At 68.0% G+C, this 18,169-nt stretch carries 16 protein-coding genes; 9 read left to right on the top strand and 7 right to left on the bottom strand.

The features are described from left to right. Positions 1 to 19: 19 nt before the first annotated feature. Positions 20 to 817: an IclR family transcriptional regulator C-terminal domain-containing protein gene (locus tag IG196_RS26025; protein WP_192193625.1), complete on the bottom strand. Its 798-nt coding sequence runs from the start codon at positions 815 to 817 to the stop codon at positions 20 to 22. 137 nt (positions 818 to 954) lie between these two features. Here IG196_RS26025 and IG196_RS26020 point away from each other — a divergent pair, with 137 nt between their 5' ends. The 6 genes from IG196_RS26020 (at position 955) to IG196_RS25995 (ending at position 9,042) form a co-directional block, all read left to right on the top strand. Further along, a complete protein-coding gene (locus tag IG196_RS26020) occupies positions 955 to 1,656 on the top strand; it encodes a 3-oxoacid CoA-transferase subunit A (protein ID WP_119552256.1) in 702 nt (233 codons plus the stop codon). Further along, complete coding sequence (locus IG196_RS26015) at positions 1,653 to 2,300, top strand: 3-oxoacid CoA-transferase subunit B (RefSeq protein ID WP_318646641.1); 648 nt, start codon at positions 1,653 to 1,655, stop codon at positions 2,298 to 2,300. The genes IG196_RS26020 and IG196_RS26015 overlap by 4 nt, the downstream gene beginning before the upstream one ends. Positions 2,301 to 2,331: 31 nt before the next feature. Continuing rightward, positions 2,332 to 3,537 carry a 3-oxoadipyl-CoA thiolase gene (pcaF, locus tag IG196_RS26010; protein WP_192193623.1) on the top strand — a complete coding sequence of 402 codons (1,206 nt, stop codon included), beginning with the start codon at positions 2,332 to 2,334 and terminating at the stop codon, positions 3,535 to 3,537. Further along, positions 3,537 to 4,514: a Bug family tripartite tricarboxylate transporter substrate binding protein gene (locus IG196_RS26005; RefSeq protein ID WP_192193622.1), complete on the top strand. Its 978-nt coding sequence runs from the start codon at positions 3,537 to 3,539 to the stop codon at positions 4,512 to 4,514. Before pcaF ends, IG196_RS26005 begins: the two co-directional genes overlap by 1 nt. A gap of 59 nt (positions 4,515 to 4,573) precedes the next feature. Continuing rightward, positions 4,574 to 5,587 carry a Bug family tripartite tricarboxylate transporter substrate binding protein gene (locus IG196_RS26000; protein WP_192193621.1) on the top strand — a complete coding sequence of 338 codons (1,014 nt, stop codon included), beginning with the start codon at positions 4,574 to 4,576 and terminating at the stop codon, positions 5,585 to 5,587. A gap of 362 nt (positions 5,588 to 5,949) precedes the next feature. Beyond that, a complete protein-coding gene (locus tag IG196_RS25995) occupies positions 5,950 to 9,042 on the top strand; it encodes an autotransporter outer membrane beta-barrel domain-containing protein (protein ID WP_192193620.1) in 3,093 nt (1,030 codons plus the stop codon). 20 nt (positions 9,043 to 9,062) lie between these two features. Here IG196_RS25995 and IG196_RS25990 read toward each other — a convergent pair whose 3' ends face one another. The 5 genes from IG196_RS25990 to IG196_RS25970 all read right to left on the bottom strand — a co-directional run bounded on the left by IG196_RS25990 (position 9,063) and on the right by IG196_RS25970 (position 13,342). Next, positions 9,063 to 9,485, bottom strand: coding sequence for a ribbon-helix-helix domain-containing protein (locus IG196_RS25990; RefSeq protein ID WP_225616799.1), 423 nt, complete (start codon positions 9,483 to 9,485; stop codon positions 9,063 to 9,065). Between the two features lie 76 nt (positions 9,486 to 9,561). Continuing rightward, positions 9,562 to 10,140: a DJ-1/PfpI family protein gene (locus tag IG196_RS25985; protein WP_192193619.1), complete on the bottom strand. Its 579-nt coding sequence runs from the start codon at positions 10,138 to 10,140 to the stop codon at positions 9,562 to 9,564. A 155-nt stretch (positions 10,141 to 10,295) separates the two neighbouring features. Next, complete coding sequence (locus IG196_RS25980; protein WP_192193618.1) at positions 10,296 to 11,150, bottom strand: carbohydrate ABC transporter permease; 855 nt, start codon at positions 11,148 to 11,150, stop codon at positions 10,296 to 10,298. Continuing rightward, positions 11,147 to 12,037: a carbohydrate ABC transporter permease gene (locus IG196_RS25975; protein WP_192193617.1), complete on the bottom strand. Its 891-nt coding sequence runs from the start codon at positions 12,035 to 12,037 to the stop codon at positions 11,147 to 11,149. The genes IG196_RS25980 and IG196_RS25975 overlap by 4 nt, the downstream gene beginning before the upstream one ends. An 81-nt stretch (positions 12,038 to 12,118) precedes the next feature. Continuing rightward, positions 12,119 to 13,342: an ABC transporter substrate-binding protein gene (locus IG196_RS25970; protein ID WP_225616798.1), complete on the bottom strand. Its 1,224-nt coding sequence runs from the start codon at positions 13,340 to 13,342 to the stop codon at positions 12,119 to 12,121. Between the two features lie 330 nt (positions 13,343 to 13,672). On the opposite strand from IG196_RS25970, the gene IG196_RS25965 reads away from it, so the two are divergent. From IG196_RS25965 to IG196_RS25955, 3 genes are read left to right on the top strand one after another with little or no spacing between them, the layout of a single operon-like run. Then, positions 13,673 to 14,461, top strand: a complete 789-nt coding sequence (locus tag IG196_RS25965; RefSeq protein WP_412556356.1) for an SDR family oxidoreductase — start codon at positions 13,673 to 13,675, stop codon at positions 14,459 to 14,461. A gap of 36 nt (positions 14,462 to 14,497) precedes the next feature. Then, entirely contained in the window at positions 14,498 to 15,694 is a 1,197-nt protein-coding gene (locus IG196_RS25960) for an ABC transporter ATP-binding protein (protein WP_192193616.1), read from the top strand. A gap of 18 nt (positions 15,695 to 15,712) precedes the next feature. After that, entirely contained in the window at positions 15,713 to 17,155 is a 1,443-nt protein-coding gene (locus IG196_RS25955; RefSeq protein WP_225616797.1) for an aldehyde dehydrogenase family protein, read from the top strand. A gap of 33 nt (positions 17,156 to 17,188) precedes the next feature. On the opposite strand, the gene IG196_RS25950 is transcribed toward IG196_RS25955, so the two are convergent. After that, a complete protein-coding gene (locus IG196_RS25950) occupies positions 17,189 to 18,127 on the bottom strand; it encodes a LysR family transcriptional regulator (RefSeq protein ID WP_192193615.1) in 939 nt (312 codons plus the stop codon). Positions 18,128 to 18,169: the final 42 nt, after the last annotated feature.

Genomic DNA, 18,169 nt, shown 5'->3' with positions numbered 1-18,169 from the left:
AGCGAGGGCGCTGCTGTTGCTACAGCAGCGCCGACACCTGCCGGGCCGCATCGATCAGCGCCGGCAGCATCGTCTCCTGCATCACCTTCGCGCTTGTGCGGTTCGCCTGCCCGCTGATGTTCAGCGCGGCCACCATGCGGCCCTGTCGGTTCACGATGGGCGCGGCCACGGAGATCAGTCCTTCTTCCAACTCCTGGTTCACCAGGCACCACTGCTGCTTGCGCGCCTGGGCCACCTTGGCCATGAGCGCCTCGATGTCGGTCACGGTGTGCTTGGTCAGCAACTCGAGGTTCGACGCCTCGAGGCGCGCGCGCACCTCGTCGTCGCTCAAGTCGGCCAGCAGCAGCCGGCCCAGCGACGTGCAGTACGCCGGCAGCCGCGAGCCCACGCCCAGGCTGATGCGCATGATCTTCTGCGTCGGCACGCGCAGCACATAGACGATGTCGGTCGCGTCGAGCACGGCGGCCGAGCACGACTCCTGCACCTGCTGCACCAGCGCTTCCATCACGGGCTCGGCGCGGTTCCAGATCGGCATCGACGACAGGTAGGCAAAGCCCAGGTCGAGGATGCGCGGCGTGAGCGTGAAGAGCTTGCCGTCGGTCACTACATAGCCCAGCGTCTGCAGCGTGAGAAGAATGCGCCGCGCCCCCGCACGCGTGAGGCCGCTGCCGGCGGCCACCTCGCTCAGGGTCTGGTGCGGCGCATTCGCGCTGAACGAGCGGATCACCTGCAGGCCGCGCGCAAAAGACTGCACGTAGCTGTCGCCGGGGGCGGGCGTGTCGGTGGTGGACGTAGCAGAAACGGGGCGGGTTGCCATGGCGAGCGATCCTCTCTAAAATTCATTATACGAACAAAAGTTCTTTAGACGAACAAATTGCAGTTCGCGAGGATTCGTGAATTCGGCAGGCTGTTCGGACCGTTCGGTTTCTTTCTTCACTCCCGGAGACAGGCTTCATGATCAACAAGATCGCGCGCTCGGTCGCCGATGCCCTGGCAGGCATCCAAGACGGCGCCACGGTGCTCATCGGCGGTTTCGGCACCGCCGGCATTCCAGGCGAACTCATCGACGGTCTCGTCGAGCAGGGCGCCAAGGACCTCACGGTCGTCAACAACAACGCAGGCAACGGAGAGACGGGCCTCGCGGCGCTGCTCAAGGCCGGCCGCGTGCGCAAGATCATCTGCAGCTTTCCGCGCCAGGCCGACAGCCAGGTGTTCGACGGCCTGTACCGCAGCGGCAAGCTCGAGCTCGAACTCGTGCCCCAGGGCAACCTCGCCGAGCGCATCCGCGCGGCGGGTGCCGGCATCGGCGCCTTCTTCTGCCCCACGGGCTACGGCACGCAGCTCGCAGGCAACCGCGAGACGCGCGAGATCGACGGCAAGCAATACGTGCTCGAGTACCCCATCCACGGCGACGTGGCGCTCATCAAGGCCGAGCGCGGCGACCGCTGGGGCAACCTGGTCTACCGAAAGGCCGCGCGCAACTTCGGCCCGGTGATGGCCATGGCGTCGAAGAAGACCATCGCCACCGTGCACGACATCGCCGAGCTCGGCACCCTCGACCCCGAGACCATCGTGACCCCGGGCATCTTCGTGCACCAGGTGGTGCGCATCGAACGCGTGGCGACCCAAGCCGGCGGCTTCAAGAAGGCAGCATGACCATGGCATACACACGTCGCACCAAGGACCAGCTCGCCGCGCGAGTGGCACAAGACATCTTCGACGGCGCCGTCGTCAACCTCGGCATCGGCCAGCCCACGCTCGTGGCCAACCACCTGCCGAAGGGCCGTGAGGTCATCCTGCAAAGCGAGAACGGCATCCTCGGCATGGGCCCCGCGCCCGAGGCCGGCGAAGAAGACTACGACCTCATCAACGCCGGCAAGCAGCCCGTCACGCTGCTGCCGGGCGGCTCGTTCTTCCACCACGCCGACAGCTTCGCGATGATGCGCGGCGGCCACCTCGACATCTGCGTGCTTGGCGCGTTCCAGGTGTCGGCGACGGGCGACCTCGCCAACTGGCACACCGGCGAGAAAGACGCCATTCCCGCGGTCGGCGGTGCGATGGACCTGGCCATCGGCGCCAAGCAGACGTGGGTCATGATGGATCTGCTCACCAAGCAGGGCGCGAGCAAGCTGGTGCAGGCATGCACCTATCCGCTCACCGGCATCGGCTGCGTCAAGCGCGTGTACTCCGACCTCGCCACGCTCGAATGCACGCCGCAGGGCCTGAAGCTCGTCGACACCGTCGAAGGCCTGAGCCGCGAAGAACTCGAGAAGCTCGTCGGCCTGCCGATCGCCGCCTGATCCGTTCAACCTATTCAAAGAGACAACTCACATGACCACCCAAGCCTTCATTTGCGACGCCGTTCGCACCCCCTTCGGCCGTTACGGCGGTTCGCTCAGCAGCGTGCGCACCGACGACCTCGGCGCCGTGCCCCTGCGCGCGCTCATCGAGCGCAACAAGAACGTCGACTGGCAAGCCGTGAGCGACGTGCTCTACGGCTGCGCCAACCAGGCCGGCGAAGACAACCGCAACGTCGCACGCATGTCGGCACTGCTGGCGGGCCTGCCGATCGAAGTGGGCGGCGGCACCATCAACCGCCTGTGCGGTTCGGGCCTCGATGCGCTGGGCACTGCTGCCCGCGCCATCCGCGCCGGTGAGGCCGGTCTGATGATCGCCGGCGGCGTTGAAAGCATGAGCCGCGCGCCCTTCGTCATGCCGAAGGCCGAGAGCGCCTTCAGCCGCAACAACGCGGTGTACGACACCACCATCGGCTGGCGCTTCGTCAACAAGCTCATGAAGGCGCAGTACGGCGTCGACTCGATGCCCGAGACGGCCGAGAACGTGGCCACCGACTACAAGATCGAGCGCGAAGCGCAAGACCTGATGGCGCTCAACTCGCAGCTGCGCGCCGTGGCTTCGCAGAAGTCCGGCTTCTTCGACGCCGAGATCGTGCCCGTGAGCGTGCCCCAGAAAAAGGGCGACGCCCTCATCGTCAACAAGGACGAGCATCCGCGCGACACCACGCTGGAGGCGCTGGCCAAGCTCAAGCCCATCGTGCGTCCCGACGGCACCGTCACCGCGGGCAATGCCAGCGGCGTGAACGACGGCGCCTGCGCGCTGCTGCTAGCCGACGAAGCCAGCGCCGCCAGGCACGGCCTCACGCCGCGCGCCCGCGTGGTCGGCATGGCCACCGCCGGCGTCGCGCCGCGCATCATGGGCATCGGCCCGGCGCCCGCCACGCAGAAGGTGCTGGCGCTCACCGGCCTCACGCTCGACCAGATCGACGTCATCGAACTCAACGAAGCCTTCGCCGCACAAGGCCTTGCCGTGCTGCGCCTCTTGGGCCTGAAGGACGACGACGCGCGCGTGAACATCAACGGCGGCGCCATCGCACTGGGCCACCCGCTCGGCGCCAGCGGCGCACGCCTGGCCACCACCGCGGTGAACCAGCTGCACAAGGGCGGCGGCCGCTACGCGCTGTGCACGATGTGCATCGGCGTGGGGCAGGGCATTGCCGTGATCCTGGAACGCGTCTGATGGCTCTCGCCCGACGCGAGCTGCTGCTGGGTCTGCTGGCGGCGGCAGGTTTGTCTGCGCACGCGCAGCAGGCCGACGGCAAGCCGATCCGCATCGTCGTGCCGTTCGCGGCCGGCGGCGGCAACGACGTGTTCGCGCGCCAGATGGCCAAGGGCCTGGGCGAGGTGCGCAAGTCGGGCGTCATCGTCGACAACAAGCCCGGCGCGGGCGGCAACCTCGGCACCGAGCAGGTGGTGCGCAGCACGCCCGACGGCAGCACGCTGCTGCTGGGCCACACGGGCACCGTGTCGATCAACCCGGCGCTGTACAAGGGCCTGAAGTTCGACGCGCGCAAAGACCTGCTGCCCGTGGCCATGTTCGCGTCGTCCGCGCTCGTGCTCGTGGTGCCCGCCGCCTCCAAGGTGCGCACCGTGGCCGACCTCGTCAACGAGGCGAAGTCGCGCCCGGGCCTGCTCGACTACGCGTCGAGTGGCAGCGGCACCGGCGGTCACCTCACGGGTGAACTCTTCGCGCAGCGCACCGGCACGAAGATCAATCACATCCCCTACAAGGGCACCAACCCCGCGCTCACCGACCTGGCGGGCGGCCAGGTGCAGATGATGTTCAGCGTCATCCCGCCCGCGCTTGCGCTGGTCAAGGGCGGACGGCTGCGCGCCATTGCCGTCACGGGCGCCAAGCGCCTGCCGTCGCTGCCCGACGTGCCCACCGTGGCCGAGTCGGGCCTGCGCGAACTCGCGGGTTTCGAGAGCACGCTCACTTACGGCATCCTCGCGCCGCGCGGCACGCCCGATGCGTTCGTGAAGACGCTGTCGGCGCAGATGCTGCAGGTGGCGGGCGGTACCGAGTTCCAGTCGCGGCTCGACGTGGAAGGCGCCGTGCCGCTGCTCGGCGGGCCGGCCGACTACGCCGCGCTCATCGCGAAGGAAAGCACGCTGTGGGCCGGCATCGTCAAGGCCTCGGGCGCGTCGGTCGACTGACCGAGCGGCTCGGCACAGCGCCAACCCAATCAACGATTTTTAAACCGGAGACTTCCTTCATGTCCTTCTTCCGTTCGTCGCTCTCGCGTCGCGCCATTGCCGCGGCCGCACTGGCCCTGACCGCCGGCGGCCTGCTGCCGCTGACCGCCTCGGCACAACAGCAGCCTGCGGCCTTCCCGACCAAGCCCGTGCGGATCATCACGCCGTTCCCGGTCGGTGGTGGTCCGGACGGCGTGGCCCGCCTCGTGGCCGACAAGCTCTCGCGCGCCTGGGGCCAGCCCGTGGTGGTCGAGAACCGCCCGGGCGGCAACGGCTTCATCGCCATCGACGCCTTCAAGCGCGGCGCCAAGGACGGCCACGACATCGTCGTGCTCGACAACGTGCACCTGGCCGCGTACCCGGCGCTGTTCAAGAAGCTGCCCTACGACGCCTCGAAGGACTTCGACGCGCTGCTGCCGCTGTTCAAGACGTATTTCTTCTTCACCGTCGCGACCAACAGCAAGTACAAGACCGTGGGCGACCTCATCGCCGACGCCAAGGCCAACCCCGGCAAGCTCGACTACGGCTCGTGGTCGGTCGGCAACCCGGTGCACCTGGGCTCGGAGCTTTTCGAGTCGGCCACCGGCACGCAGATGGAGCACATCATCTACAAGGAAACCACGCAGCTGTACACCTCGGTCGCCACCGGCGAGCTGGCCTTTGCGTTGGGCAGCAGCGCCACCGCCGGCCCGCTGCAGCGCGCCAACAAGCTGCGCTTCCTGGCCGTGGCCGCGCCCCAGCGCAACGCTGCGTTCCCCGACGTGCCGACCGTGGGCGAATCGGGCGGCCCGAAGGGCTTCGAGGTCATCGGCTGGAACGCCATCGCCGTGCCGAAGGGCCTGCCCGCTTCGGTGACGGAGAAGATCAAGCGCGACATCGAGAAGGGCCTGGCCGAACCCGACGTGCTGGAGAAGTTCAAGAGCTTCGGCTACGAGCCGTTCCCGACCACGCGTCCGCAGTTCGACCAGTTCGTGGCGACGGAGACGAAGCGCTTCACAGACGTGATCCGCAAGGCGAACGTGTCGCTGGACTGAGTGACCGCGCTCAGCGCGGCACCTGCAACGAACAAGGCACCCGCGAGGGTGCCTTTTTTTTGGGGGTGCGCCGGCGCCGCGTCAGGCCCGAAAGATTGTGCTGTCCCAAAGTCACATGTTACGCACGGATACACGCCTGGGTAGACCGTCTACCGCACGCCCCGACAGAGGCGACACGGCCCCGCCTCCGGTAGGTCGCTCCCATTTCAGGGTACCCCCTTGCAGGGATACGCGTAACCGGCACGCGTTCTTACATTTTTGACTTGCAAATCCGAAATCGTCGCCGTGTGGAGGAGCAAGCCATTGCCGCTGCACACGGATTCCAACCTGCTCAGTCAGTGAACGAAGAGGGAGTTGAAGTCATGAACAAGTTCTTCCGAACCCTGTGGAGTCCCACCGCCGGCACCTGGGTGGCCGCGCCGGAAATCGCGCGCGGCCACGCGCGATCGTGCAGCGGGGGCGGCGTGCGCGCGGTGGCGGCTGCGGCGGCAGCGGCGGCGCTGTGGGTCTGCGTCGTACCGGTGCTCGCGGCGGGCGGCGCGGGCGGCCAGCCGGTCGGCGACCTGTCGCTGCACGGGGGCACTGGCGGCAGCGACGGCACGGGCGGCAGCGGTGGGCTCAACGACACCACGGTCAATGCATTCGGCGGCGCGGGCGGATCGTCGACGCCGGGCGGCGTCACGGCGGGGGCCAACGCCAGCATCGGTGGCTTCGCCGGTGCCACGCCGGGCACCGGCGGCGCGGCCGGCACCACCAGCGCGCCCGCGGGTCCCGGTGCGTTCCAGGGCGACGCCGGTGGCGCGGGCCAGTCGCAGACCGGTGACGCGGCCAACGGCAACGGCTATGGCGGCGGTGGCGGCGGTGGCTTCCAGGGGATGTCGATCGCCAACAACGTGGCCAACTCGTCCGACAGCTACACGGGCGGCATCGGTGGCGCAGGCGGCAACGGGTACTGGGCGGCCGGCGGCGGCGGTGCCGGCGGCTACGGCTCGATCCTCAACGGTCCGCTCGGCAGCTACACGGCCACGGGGTCTTCCACGGGCGGCGCAGGCGGCAAGGGCGGCGACGCCTTCTCGCAGGGCGGCGGCGGCGGCAGCGGGGGCGGCGGGTTCTACCTGAACGCGACCAACCCGGGGCTCAGCTTCAACAACACCGGCCCCCTCACGGGCGGGGCGGGCGGCGCCGGCGGGGCCGAATTGCTGCCCGCCCGTTCCAACGCCTCGGGCGGTGGCGGCGGCGCAGGGGGCATCGGCGCGACGCTCGCGGGCGTCGCCGTCACCGTCGGCAACAGCGGCGCGATCACGGGCGGCGCCGGGGGCGCTGGCGGTGCAGCCGGCGGCGGTGCGGGCGGTACCGGTTCACCGGGCGCTGGCGGCGACGGCGGGGCGGGCCTCGCATCGATCGGCGCGGGCGCAAGCATCACCAACACCGGCACCATCGCCGGTGGGGCGGGCGGCGTCGGCGGGGCCAACAGCAGCGGTGGCCCGAGCGGTGCCAACGGCGTGGGCGGCGCGGGCGTGACGGGCGCCAACCTCACGCTGACCAATGGCGGAACGATCTCGGGTGGCCTGGGCGGCGACGGCGTCACGCGCGCCGCGGCGGTCGCGTTCACGGGCGGCGCCAACAGCCTCACGCTGAACACCGGCTCGTCGATGACGGGCGCGATTTCGATCGGCGCGGGCGCGACCGCCAGCGTCGTCGCGGGCGCCGGTGGCCTCAGCGTCAGCAACGCATTGCTGCTGGGCGGCACCGGAACCATCAACACCAACGGGAACGACTTGGCGTGGACCGGCGCGATCTCCGGCGCCAGCGATCTCGTGAAGATCGGCGCGGGCGTGCTGACGCTGAGCGGCGCCGACACGCATGCGGGCGCGACCAACGTGGCGGCGGGCACCCTGCGTGCCGGCGCGGCCAACGTGCTCAGCAGCGTGAGCCCCTTCACCGTGGCCGCCGGCGCGACGCTCGACCTGGCCGGCAACAGCCAGACCCTCGCGTCGATGGCCCACAGCGGCACCGTCTCGCTGGTGGGCGCGGTGCCGGGCACCACGCTCACCGTCAACGGTCCCTGGGCAGGCAACGGCGGCACGCTGCGACTGGGTACCGCGCTGGGCACCAGTGCGAGCGCGAGCGACCGGCTCATCCTGAGCGGCGTCACCGCCGTCGCCAGCGGCACGACGAATGTGCAGATCACCAACCTGGGTGGCCTGGGCGCACTCACCACCGGCAACGGCATCGAGGTGATCAGCGCCCTCAACGGCGCGACCACCACCGCGCAGACGACCAAGAGCGCGTTCCTGCTGGCCGGCACGCACGTCGATGCGGGCGCCTATGAGTACCGGCTGCATGCGGCCGACGCCACCGGCGCGGGCGAGAACTGGTACCTGCGCTCGACCACCGCGCCCGTCACCCCCGTCACGCCGGTGACGCCCGGCACGCCGCCTGCCAGCGGTGGCGGCACCAGCACCGGCAGCGCAGGCAGCGTGCCCGTGTTCGTCGTGCCCACCTACCGCGCCGAAGTGCCGCTCTACGCCGCGCTGCCCGAGCAGCTGCGCCAGTCCAGCCTCGCGATGCTCGGCAACCTGCACCAGCGCATGGGCGACAACCTGGTCACGCCCGCGCAGGGCCACCGCCAGGCCTGGGGCCGCATCATCAGCACGGAACGCACCATCGCGCAGGGCGGCACCGTGAACCCCACGAGCAAGGGGCGCCTCACGGGCTTCCAGGCCGGCACCGACCTGTGGGCCAACCCCGACTGGCGCACGGGCGTGTACGTCGGCCAGCTCGACGGCGACATGCGCGTGAACGGCTTTGCCAGCGGCCTGGCGAACCGCGGCGTGGGCAGCAACAACCAGAAGAGCGAGTACCTGGGCGCCTATGCCACCTGGAAGCACGCCAGCGGCGTGTACGTCGACGGCGTGCTGCAGGCCGGCCGCCACCGCTACACGGCCTCGCCCGCACTGGGCTTCTCCCGGGGCGGCAAGGGCAACAGCCTGCTGGCGTCCATCGAGGTGGGGAAGCCGATTCCCATTGCGCCCAACTGGACCGTCGAGCCGCAGGTGCAGCTGGTGCACCAGCGGGTGAGCTTGGGTGACACGGGCATCTCCGGCGCCCTCGTGCAGCAGAAGAGCGACAACGGCTGGCGGGCACGCGCCGGCGTGCGCGTGAAGGGCGAGTTCGTCACCAGCGCCGGGCTGCTGCAGCCCTATGCGCGGGTGAACTTCTACCGCAGCAGCAGCGGCACCGACGTCACCCGCTTTGTCGGCCCGGCCGGTGTCACGGACATCGCGACGCGCACCGGCGGCAGCAGCACCGAGCTGGCGGCAGGGGCCACGCTGCAGGTGGCCGAGAACACGAGCGTGTATGTGGAGCTGGGCAAGCTGTGGGCGGGCTCCGGCGGCGACGCGCGCGTCAAGAGCGGGGTCAATGCGAGCGTCGGCGTGAAGATGCGCTGGTGATCCCGTGCGCCGGGCGGCGGCTACGCGTGCCGCCGCACGACAGCGTGGAGCGTGCGCACGTGCGTCTCGCTCGACGGCTGCGCAGGCGACGGCCGTCCCCACCCCTGCGGCAGCTCATGCAGCACGGCGTTCGCATCGAGCGAGCGGATCGCCACCGAGGTGTCGGCCGGAATCCGTCCCTGCGCCACCATCGCCTCGTAGCGCAACGCGCACACGCGCAGGAACGAGGCGAAGTTGCCGACCTCGCCGCGCGCCGCCACCAGCTCGTCGTACAGCCGCTCGATGAGCTGCACCACGGCCATGCCGTCGCGCTGCGCGATCTCTTCGAGCACCTGCCAGAACAGGTTCTCGAGCCGGATGCTGGTGACCACGCCGTGCAGCCGCACCGAGCGCGTGCGCGCGTCGTAGCTTTGCGGATCGGCGCTGATGAAGACTTCGCACATGGGCCATCTCCTTTGCGAGAGTGGGTGATGTCGGGGCGACGCGGCACTGTAGCGCCGCCCACGCACTTTCGTCAGCTCAGTGTTCGATGCGGGTGCCGAGCACCACCAGGAACTGCGACAGCCACGCCGGGTGCGCCGGCCAGGCCGGTGCGGTGACAAGGTTGCGGTCGGTCACGGCCTGGTCGACCGGAATGCCCATGTACTCGGCGCCGGCCAGTTCCACCTCGACCTGGCAGGCCGGGTAGGCCGACACCTTGCGGCCCTTGATGAGGTCCGTGGCCGCGAGCAGCTGCGCGCCGTGGCAGACGGCGGCCACCGGCTTGTCGGTCGCGAGAAAGTGGCGCGCGATCTCGACCACGCGGGGGTGCATGCGCAGGTACTCGGGCGCACGGCCGCCGGGGATCACGAGCGCGTCGTAGGCCTCGGGACGCACCTCGTCGAAGGTCGCGTTCAGCGTGAAGCGGTGGCCCGGCTTCTCGCTGTAGGTCTGCGCGCCCTCGAAATCGTGGATGGCGGTGTGCACCCAGTCGCCGGCCTTCTTGTCGGGCGCCACCGCATGCACGGTGTGGCCGACCGCCAGCAGGGTCTGGAACGGCACCATGGTTTCGTAGTCTTCGGCGTAGTCGCCGCAGAGCATCAGGATCTTGCGAGCCATCGGGTTTGTCTCCTTCGGATGAGGTGTAGCGAAACCGGCCGGCGCAGGGTGCGCGCCGGCCGTCGCCGCATTATTCGAAGGGGGAGGGCGCAGCGGGTAGCAGCGGGCTGTGATGCCGCTGCGGCCCCTGCTTGCCGCTTGCCGCTTGCCGCTTGCTACTTGACCGAGCCCGCGGTTAGGCCTTGCACCATGTAGCGCTGCATCCACGCAAACAAGATGGCGACCGGGACCACGGCGCAGATGGCCGCGGCCATCACCAGCTCCCACTGCACCACGTACTGGCCCGCGACCATGTTGGTGACGAGCACCGTCAGCGTCTGCTTTTCGGTCGAGCGGATCAGGGTGTAGACCACCGCGAACTCGTTCCAGGCATTGACGAACGTGACGAGTGCCGTGACCGCCATGGCCGGCAACGCCAGCGGCAGGAACACCTTGCAGACCGTGCGCACCGGGCCCGATCCCTCGAGCCAGGCCGACTCTTCCAGGTCGCGCGGAATGGTCTCGAAGTACGAGGTCATCATCCAGACGGCAAAGGCAATGCCGAAGGCGCCATAAGCGATCACCACGGACAGGCGCGAGTCGGTCATGTTGCCGCCGTCGAACCAGGGCAGGCTGGCCGCCATCTTGAAGAGGCCCACCACCAGCAGCACGGGCGAGATCATCTGCGTGATGAGCAAGAACTGCCGGTAGCCGCCCTGGCCGCGAAATTTCAGGCGCGCCAGCGCGTAGGCGGAAGGCACGCTGACAGCAATCGTCAGCACCGTCGCGGAGAGCGACACCAGCAGGCTGTTCAGCAGCGCGCGCCCGAAGCCGGTCTGGGTCCACATGGCGGAGAAGTTGCTCCACTGCCACTGCTGCGGCAACCACCGCGCCGGATAGACGTAGATCTCCGAGGCCGGCTTGAGCGCCGTGAAGAACATCACCGCGAGCGGAAAGATGACCACGACCACCAGCGGCAGGAGCAGCAGCCAGCACCAGAGGCTGCGCACGAGTTTGTCGGGGCGGATCATGTGGCGGCCTTCGCGGACTGTCGTTTTTGCAGGCGCAGGTAGAACACGGTGAAGGCCAGCAGCAAGGCCAGCATCACGAGCGAGATGGCGGCCGCCTCACCGGGCCGACCCATGCGGAAGCCCAGCTGGTAGAGCCAGGTGACGAGGATGTGCGTGGCGTTGTCCGGCCCGCCCTGCGTCATGATCCAGATGATGGGAAACGAGTTGAAGACGTAGATCACGTTCAGCACGATGGCCATGTGAATGAAGGGCTTGAGCAGCGGCAGCGTGAGCCGGCGGAACTGCTGCCAGCGCGACGCGCCCTCGATGTCGGCCGCCTCGTAGATGTCCTGCGACACCGACGACAGGCCGCCCAAAAAGATGGTGACGGTGAAGGGGATGGACACCAGGATGCCCACGCCCACTTCGACCCAGAACGCGAGCTGCCCGTCGGCCAGCCAGTTGATCGGCTCCTGGATGACCCCGACCATCGCGAGGCTCGCGTTGACCATGCCGTACTGGCCGTTGAAGGACCAGGTCCAGACGATGGCGGTCATCGTCAGCGACACCGCCCAGGGCAACATCACGATGGTGCGCGCCACGCCCCGGCCATAGAAGTCCTGCTGCAGGATGAGCGCGATCGGCACGGCGCACAGCACGGCACCGCCGACCACGCACACCGTCCATTGCACCGTGCGCCACACGACATGGGCGAACACCGGATCGGTGAACACGGTGCGAAAGTTGTCCAGGCCATTGAAGGCCCGCAGCAGGCCGAAGCGCGAGATGTCGTGCACCGACTGGAACACCAGCGTGGACAGCGGGTAGGCCAAGATGAAGATCGTCAGCAACAGGCTCGGCGCAATCAGCCCCCAAGCCAGGGTCGGACCTCGAACAGGATTCTGCATAGGGCAATTCGATCGGAATGGGCGTGGTGCGACACGCGGAAAGCTGGCGCAGCCCCAGGGCTGCGCCCGGGGCTTGCTGGCTTACTTCTTGTTGAGCTTGGTGTTGGCTTCGGCCGCGGCCTTGTCCAGCGCCGCCTTCGGTTCCGCCTTGCCCTGGTAGATGGCCTGCAGCGCATTGGTGACGGCCTGTGCCGAGTCTTCCCAGCCGGCGACCAGCGGGGCGAAGCGCGCGTTGGGCAGCAGGGTCACGAACTCGGACAGCACCGGGTCGTCCTTGAACACGGGGTCGTTGGCCACCTCGCGCGTCACCGGCATGAAGCCTTCGCCCTGATCGAACTTCAGCCGTGCGTTCTTGGAGAACATGAAGCTCAGGAATTTCTGGGCGGTTTCCTTGTTCTTCGAGGTCTTGAACATCATGATCGAGTCGGTCACGCCGAAGGTGATGTCCTTGCCGCCGTTGGGCACGCCGGTGATGCCGTATTTCAGTTGCGGCGCGTCCTTGGCGATTTCCTTGGCCAGCGGCGGCAGCGAAATGACCATGCCCAACCTGCCCTGCTTGAACAGGTTGTGCAGGTCATAGCGCGTGTTGCCTGCCACGCCGGGCTCGGTCAGGCCCTGGTCGATCATGCTTTTGTAGAGCGTGGCGGCTTTCACCCCGGTCGGCGAATTGAAGGCGGCCTTGTTGCCCGCATCCAGCACATCGCCCCCCATGCTCCACAGCGCATAGTAGAAATAAGTGTCGGTATCCAGGTCCTTGCCCTGAATGCCGTAGCCGTAGGCGCCCGTGGCCTTGATCTTTTTCGAGGCGGCAATCACGTCGTCCCAGGTCTTGGGGCCATTGGGAAAGCCTGCCTTGCTCAGCATGTCCTTGTTATAGAACATGGCGCGCACGCTGGCCGCAATGGGCAGCGCATAAGGCTTGCCTTTGATATTTCCGGCATTCAGGAAGGCCGGAATAAAGCGCTCCTTGAAGGCCGCATTGGCGTAATTGTCGACCGGTTCCACCAGGTCGTCGTTCACGAAATCGCCCACCCAGCGGGTCGCGACATGGGCCAGGTCGGGCGGGTTGTTGCTGGCGATTTCCGCCTGCAGTTTCTGCTGCATGTTCTCCCAGCTTCCCACCTCGACCTTGACCTTGTCTCCGGGGTTGGCCTTCTCATATTCCCGAGCTAAAGCCTCCAGCCAGGGGCGCGTGTTGTCGCTGTAGCTGGACATGGCGATGCGGATATTTCCCGCGTGGGCCGTGAGGGAGGAAAGGCCCAGAAGAATTGCACTGGCCAATAGAGTTGTATTTCGTTTTTTCATATTTAATTCCTCGTAAGATTATTGAAAATGAATTAAATCCACGTCTGCTTCTGCTGCGATCAATGCTTGCGCGTTTTTATCTTACGAGCCGGCCGAAGCGTGCCATAGATAGAGCTAACCCTCGATTTCTAAAAACTAGAACCCTGCGTGCGAAATATTGAAGGCCCAATGCCGATGGCGTCCTGTACGCTCCAAAATTCGAGCTCGAATTGCGCGCGGTAATTCATTGCCGCCCGGTCGGGCGAGGTATTGGCAATTCACAGGGCGCATTGCGTGGACAAATTAATTTCGACCCCGTCTTCGGTTCATTCCCACGCGTCGCCCCGGCGCGTGACGCTGGTCACGGGCGCCGCGGGCGGTATCGGCCAGGCCCTGTGCCGCCGCGTGCTGCAGGCGGGCGACCGGCTGATCGCGCTGGACCACGATGAGGGCGCACTGGCAGGTCTGGCGGCCGTGCTGGCCGAGCAGGGCGTGAGCGCCGACGATCTGGCGCGGCTGCATCCCTTGGTGGCGGACGTCACCGACTACGCAGGCTTGTGCGAGAAGGTGGCCGCAGTCGTCGCCACGGTCGGGCCGGTGGATGTGCTGGTGTCGAACGTGGGCGCCGCGCGCGGGCCGACGGTGCGCAAGACCACGCCGCAGGACTGGCAGGCCGACATCCAGCTCAACCTCAATGGCGCGTTCCATTGCGTGGAGGCGGTGCGCGAGGCCATGGTCGAGCGCCGCAGCGGGCAGCTGGTGCTCATCGGCTCGGTCAACGCGCTCACGACGCTCGGCCACCCGGCCTACAGCGCGGCCAAGGCGGCGCTCGTCAGCTACACCCGCTCGCTCGCCATGGAGCTGGGCGGCTATGGCATCCGCGCCAACATCGTGCTGCCGGGCACCGTCAAGACACCCGCCTGGCAGGCGCGCGCCGACAAAAACCCGCAGGTGTTCGAGCAGCTGAAGAAGTGGTACCCGCTGGGCGACTTCGCGACACCCGACGACGTCGCCGATGCCGTGCTTTTTCTGGCGTCGCCCGCCGCGCGCGTCATCACAGGCGTGGCGTTGCCGGTGGATGCGGGGCTCATGTCGGGCGTCCTTCCCATGGCCCGTGAGATCACGGTCGAAGACTACTGAGCCAGCGACCTCTTTCCACAACTACAAGGAGACCCCATGGCTCAGGTTCAACTCAAGCAACTGCGCAAGGATTTCGCGGGCGTGCCCGTCGTGCACGGCATCGACCTGGACATTGCCCACGGCGAGTTCGTCGTGCTCGTCGGCCCCTCGGGCTGCGGCAAATCGACGCTGCTGCGCATGATCGCGGGGCTGGAGCCCATCAGCGGCGGCGAGCTGCGCATCGGCGGCGCACGGGCCAACGACCTGTCGCCGCAAAAGCGCAACATCTCGATGGTGTTCCAGAGCTACGCGCTCTACCCGCATCTGTCGGTCTACGAGAACATCGCCTTTGGCCCGCGCACGCGCGGCGAGGCCGAAAGCGACTTCCGCCCGCGCATCGAAAAAGCCGCGGGCCTGCTCAACCTCACGCCGTACCTGGACCGCCTGCCGCGCGCGCTCTCGGGCGGACAGCGCCAACGCGTCGCCATGGGCCGCGCCGTGGTGCGCGAGCCCGCACTGTTCCTCTTCGACGAGCCGCTGTCGAACCTCGATGCGCAGCTGCGCGTGCAGATGCGCGCCGAGATCAAGGCCCTGCACCAGCGCCTGGGCAACACCATGGTCTACGTCACGCACGACCAGGTGGAAGCCATGACCATGGCCGACCGCATCGTCGTGATGCGCGCGGGTCGGGTGGAACAGGTCGGTGCGCCGCTGGAACTCTACGACCGCCCGGTCAACCGCTTCGTGGCGGGCTTCATCGGTTCGCCTGCGATGAACTTCACGCAGGGGCGGGTGCATCGCGAACACGGCCGCACCTGGCTCGCGCTGGCCGACGGGCAGACCTGGCATCTGCCCACTTCCGGGTGCACGCCGCTGTTGGCCGATGGACAGCACATCCTGCTGGGGCTGCGGCCCGAGCATCTGCAGTTGGCCCCGGAGGGATTGGCGCTGCGTGTGATCCTCACGGAGTCGACGGGCGACAAGACGCAGATCTACGGCACCGTGGCCGGCAGCGAGACGCCCTGGTGCGTCTCCGTGCACGACCGCGTGGCGCTCAAGGCGGGCGATGTGGTGCACCTGCAGGTCCGCGATGCCGCATCGACCCATTGCTTCGATGCGCAGACAGAGCGCCATGTGGGCGTCGCTGCCCCCGCGCCGGCCGGGCACAGGCCGTCCGTGTCCAGCGTGGACTCGCGTGCCCGCGGCAGCGAGGGCCAGCGCCATGCCGCGTCGATCGCGTATTCGTACGGCTAGGCGATGAGCAGCAACCGCATGCCTGAAGTCGAAACGGGCAACCACATCGGCGGGCGCTGGTCGACCACCGTCGACACGATGCCGGTGGTCAACCCGGCCAATGGCGACACCATCGCCACCGTGCCCCGATCGGGCCGCGAGACGGCGGACGCGGCCGTCGCCGCTGCCAAGGCCGCAGCCGTCGGTTGGGCCTCCACGCCGGTGTTCGAACGCGCTGCGATGTGCGTGGCGATCGCGGCCGAGATCGATGCCGCGCGCGAGGCCATCGCGCACACACTGTCGTGCGAGCAGGGCAAGGTCCTGGCCGAGGCGCAAGGCGAAGTCGCCAAGGCCGCCGACGGCTTCCGGCTCGCTGCCGAACTCGTCAAGCAGATGGGCGGGAAGACGCTGCCGGCGGAAGACCCGCGCAAGCTCGTCCTCACCCTGCGGCAGCCGCGCGGCGTGTATGGCGTCATCACGCCCTGGAACTTCCCGGTCAACATCCCCGTGGAATACCTCGCCCCCGGCATCGCCACCGGAAACACCATCGTCTGGGTGCCTGCGCCGTCCACTGCGCTTGTGGCCTGCGCGCTGATGGCAGCAATCCAAAGGGCCGGCCTGCCTGCCGGCGTCGTCAATCTGGTGATTGGCGAAGGCGCGACCGTGGGCGATGCAGTGGTCGTGCACCCGGACGTCGCCGCCATCGCCTTCACCGGCAGCACCGCAACGGGCCAGCGCATCGCCGAACGCGGCGCCGGAAAGCCGATGCTGCTCGAGCTCGGAGGCAATGGGCCGTTGATCGTTTGTGAAGATGCGGACCTCGATGCAGCCGCCGCTGCAGCAGCCGGCGGCGCGTTCTTCAATGCAGGGCAAGTCTGTGCGGCCACAGGCGTTGTGCTGGCCCATGCCAGCGTGGTCGACCGCCTCTGCGACAAGCTGGTTGCCAAGGCCGCCGAGCAGGTGCTGGGCGATCCCTTGCATCCCGCCACGACCATGGGCCCGCTCAACAACGCCAAGGTGGCGGCCAAGGTGCGCGCGCATGTGGACGATGCCGTGGAACAGGGCGCGCGCGTGCTGTGCGGCGGCCGGGCGCGGCCGGACCTGGGCAGCGACCTCTTCTTCGAGCCGACCGTGGTGCGCGACGTCACCCCGGCCATGCGGCTGTGCCGGGAGGAAACCTTCGGCCCCGTCGTGCCGGTCATTGCCTTCGAGGACGAAGCGCAGGCCCTGACCCTGGCCTTGCAGAACGACTACGGACTCTCGGTGGGCGTGTTCACGCAAGATATCGGCCGCGGCATCGCCATGGCCAAGGCGATCCCCGCCGGCATCGTCAACATCAACGCGGGCACCACCTGGTGGGAACTCCACCTGCCCTTCGGCGGCGGCTCCGGCAAGAAAAGCGGCATCGGCCGGCTCGGCGGCATGCACACACTGGAGGCGATGACCGAGATCAAGATGATCACGGTCACGCTGCCGGGTTGAGCCTCTCGACGCTGAAGGTCCTGCGCGCCGGAACTATTCCGACTTTCCCCTGGCGCGCCCCGGCTTCACGGGCCGCTGCCACCCTTGCATGTACGCGATCAGCGACTGCGACAGGTGGTTGGCCGCGAGCGACAGGCGCCGGGAATAGCTCGCCACCAGCGTGGCGCGCGCCGAGCGCAGCGACGCATCGGTGAGCGGAATGGCCACCACCTTGCCGGCTTCGATCAGCGGCGCGACCACGTCGCTCGGCTGGAAGGTGATGAGGTCCGACTCCGCGACCAGCCGGCTCGCAAAGGACAGCGAATTCGTCTCGACCGCAATGTTCAGCTTGAACTTGCCTTTGGAGCTGACGCGGTCGACCAGCTGGCGCAGGCCGAAGGAGCGATCGGGCAACGCCAGGGGCGCGTCGGCGACTTCCGCGAGCGAGCAGCTGCGCTGTTGTGCGAGCGGGTGCTGCGTCGAAGCGATCACGCACAGGGGCTGTTCGATCTTCTGCAGCTCGATGAGGTCGGGGCGCGGCGAGGCGCCGAACAGAATGCCGAGGTCGTACTTGTGCTCCGCCACCGACTCGCCCACCGCATGTGAGCCCATGAGATCGAGCGAGAAGGTGATGCCCGGGTGCGTGCGGATGAAGTTCGGCATGAAGCTCGTGAGCAGGCCGTGCAGGATGCCTTCCACGCACCCCACGCGCACATGCCCCTTGGCCAGCGTCTCGTACTCGTGGATCTGGCCCTTCAGGTCGGCCAGCTGCGTCTTGTTGTCCTGTGCATAGCGCAGCAGCAGTTCGCCGGCCGCAGTCAGCGCCATGCCGCGTGCGTGGCGCTCGAAGACGGGCACGCCCAGTTCGTCTTCGAGCAGCGCGATCTGCCGGCTCACGGCGCTCTGGGCGACGAAGAGCTTTTCCGCCGCCACGCGCACCGAGCCAAAGGCCGCGACCTCGTAGAAGTACCGAAGGGTTGTGGATTCGATCATGCGTGCACTCTACGGGATGGCAGGGACGGGGCGCGGCGCCGC

This window comes from Variovorax sp. 38R (genome assembly GCF_014843395.1).
Taxonomy (GTDB): Bacteria; Pseudomonadota; Gammaproteobacteria; order Burkholderiales; family Burkholderiaceae_C; genus Variovorax; species Variovorax paradoxus_H.
This window is presented reverse-complemented; position numbering and strand designations above follow the sequence as displayed.

What these genes read in the sequence shown, in the direction of transcription:
- IG196_RS25980 (WP_192193618.1), bottom strand. Translation starts at nt 11,150, where the DNA reads ATGATCCGCCCCGACAAACTCGTGCGCAGCCTCTGGTGCTGGCTGCTG.
- IG196_RS25970 (WP_225616798.1), bottom strand. Translation starts at nt 13,342, where the DNA reads ATGAAAAAACGAAATACAACTCTATTGGCCAGTGCAATTCTTCTGGGC.
- IG196_RS25990 (WP_225616799.1), bottom strand. Translation starts at nt 9,485, where the DNA reads ATGTGCGAAGTCTTCATCAGCGCCGATCCGCAAAGCTACGACGCGCGC.
- IG196_RS25985 (WP_192193619.1), bottom strand. Translation starts at nt 10,140, where the DNA reads ATGGCTCGCAAGATCCTGATGCTCTGCGGCGACTACGCCGAAGACTAC.
- IG196_RS26025 (WP_192193625.1), bottom strand. Translation starts at nt 817, where the DNA reads ATGGCAACCCGCCCCGTTTCTGCTACGTCCACCACCGACACGCCCGCC.
- IG196_RS26015 (WP_318646641.1), top strand. Translation starts at nt 1,653, where the DNA reads ATGACCATGGCATACACACGTCGCACCAAGGACCAGCTCGCCGCGCGA.
- pcaF (WP_192193623.1), top strand. Translation starts at nt 2,332, where the DNA reads ATGACCACCCAAGCCTTCATTTGCGACGCCGTTCGCACCCCCTTCGGC.
- IG196_RS26005 (WP_192193622.1), top strand. Translation starts at nt 3,537, where the DNA reads ATGGCTCTCGCCCGACGCGAGCTGCTGCTGGGTCTGCTGGCGGCGGCA.
- IG196_RS26020 (WP_119552256.1), top strand. Translation starts at nt 955, where the DNA reads ATGATCAACAAGATCGCGCGCTCGGTCGCCGATGCCCTGGCAGGCATC.
- IG196_RS25955 (WP_225616797.1), top strand. Translation starts at nt 15,713, where the DNA reads ATGCCTGAAGTCGAAACGGGCAACCACATCGGCGGGCGCTGGTCGACC.
- IG196_RS25975 (WP_192193617.1), bottom strand. Translation starts at nt 12,037, where the DNA reads ATGCAGAATCCTGTTCGAGGTCCGACCCTGGCTTGGGGGCTGATTGCG.
- IG196_RS26000 (WP_192193621.1), top strand. Translation starts at nt 4,574, where the DNA reads ATGTCCTTCTTCCGTTCGTCGCTCTCGCGTCGCGCCATTGCCGCGGCC.
- IG196_RS25995 (WP_192193620.1), top strand. Translation starts at nt 5,950, where the DNA reads ATGAACAAGTTCTTCCGAACCCTGTGGAGTCCCACCGCCGGCACCTGG.
- IG196_RS25960 (WP_192193616.1), top strand. Translation starts at nt 14,498, where the DNA reads ATGGCTCAGGTTCAACTCAAGCAACTGCGCAAGGATTTCGCGGGCGTG.
- IG196_RS25950 (WP_192193615.1), bottom strand. Translation starts at nt 18,127, where the DNA reads ATGATCGAATCCACAACCCTTCGGTACTTCTACGAGGTCGCGGCCTTT.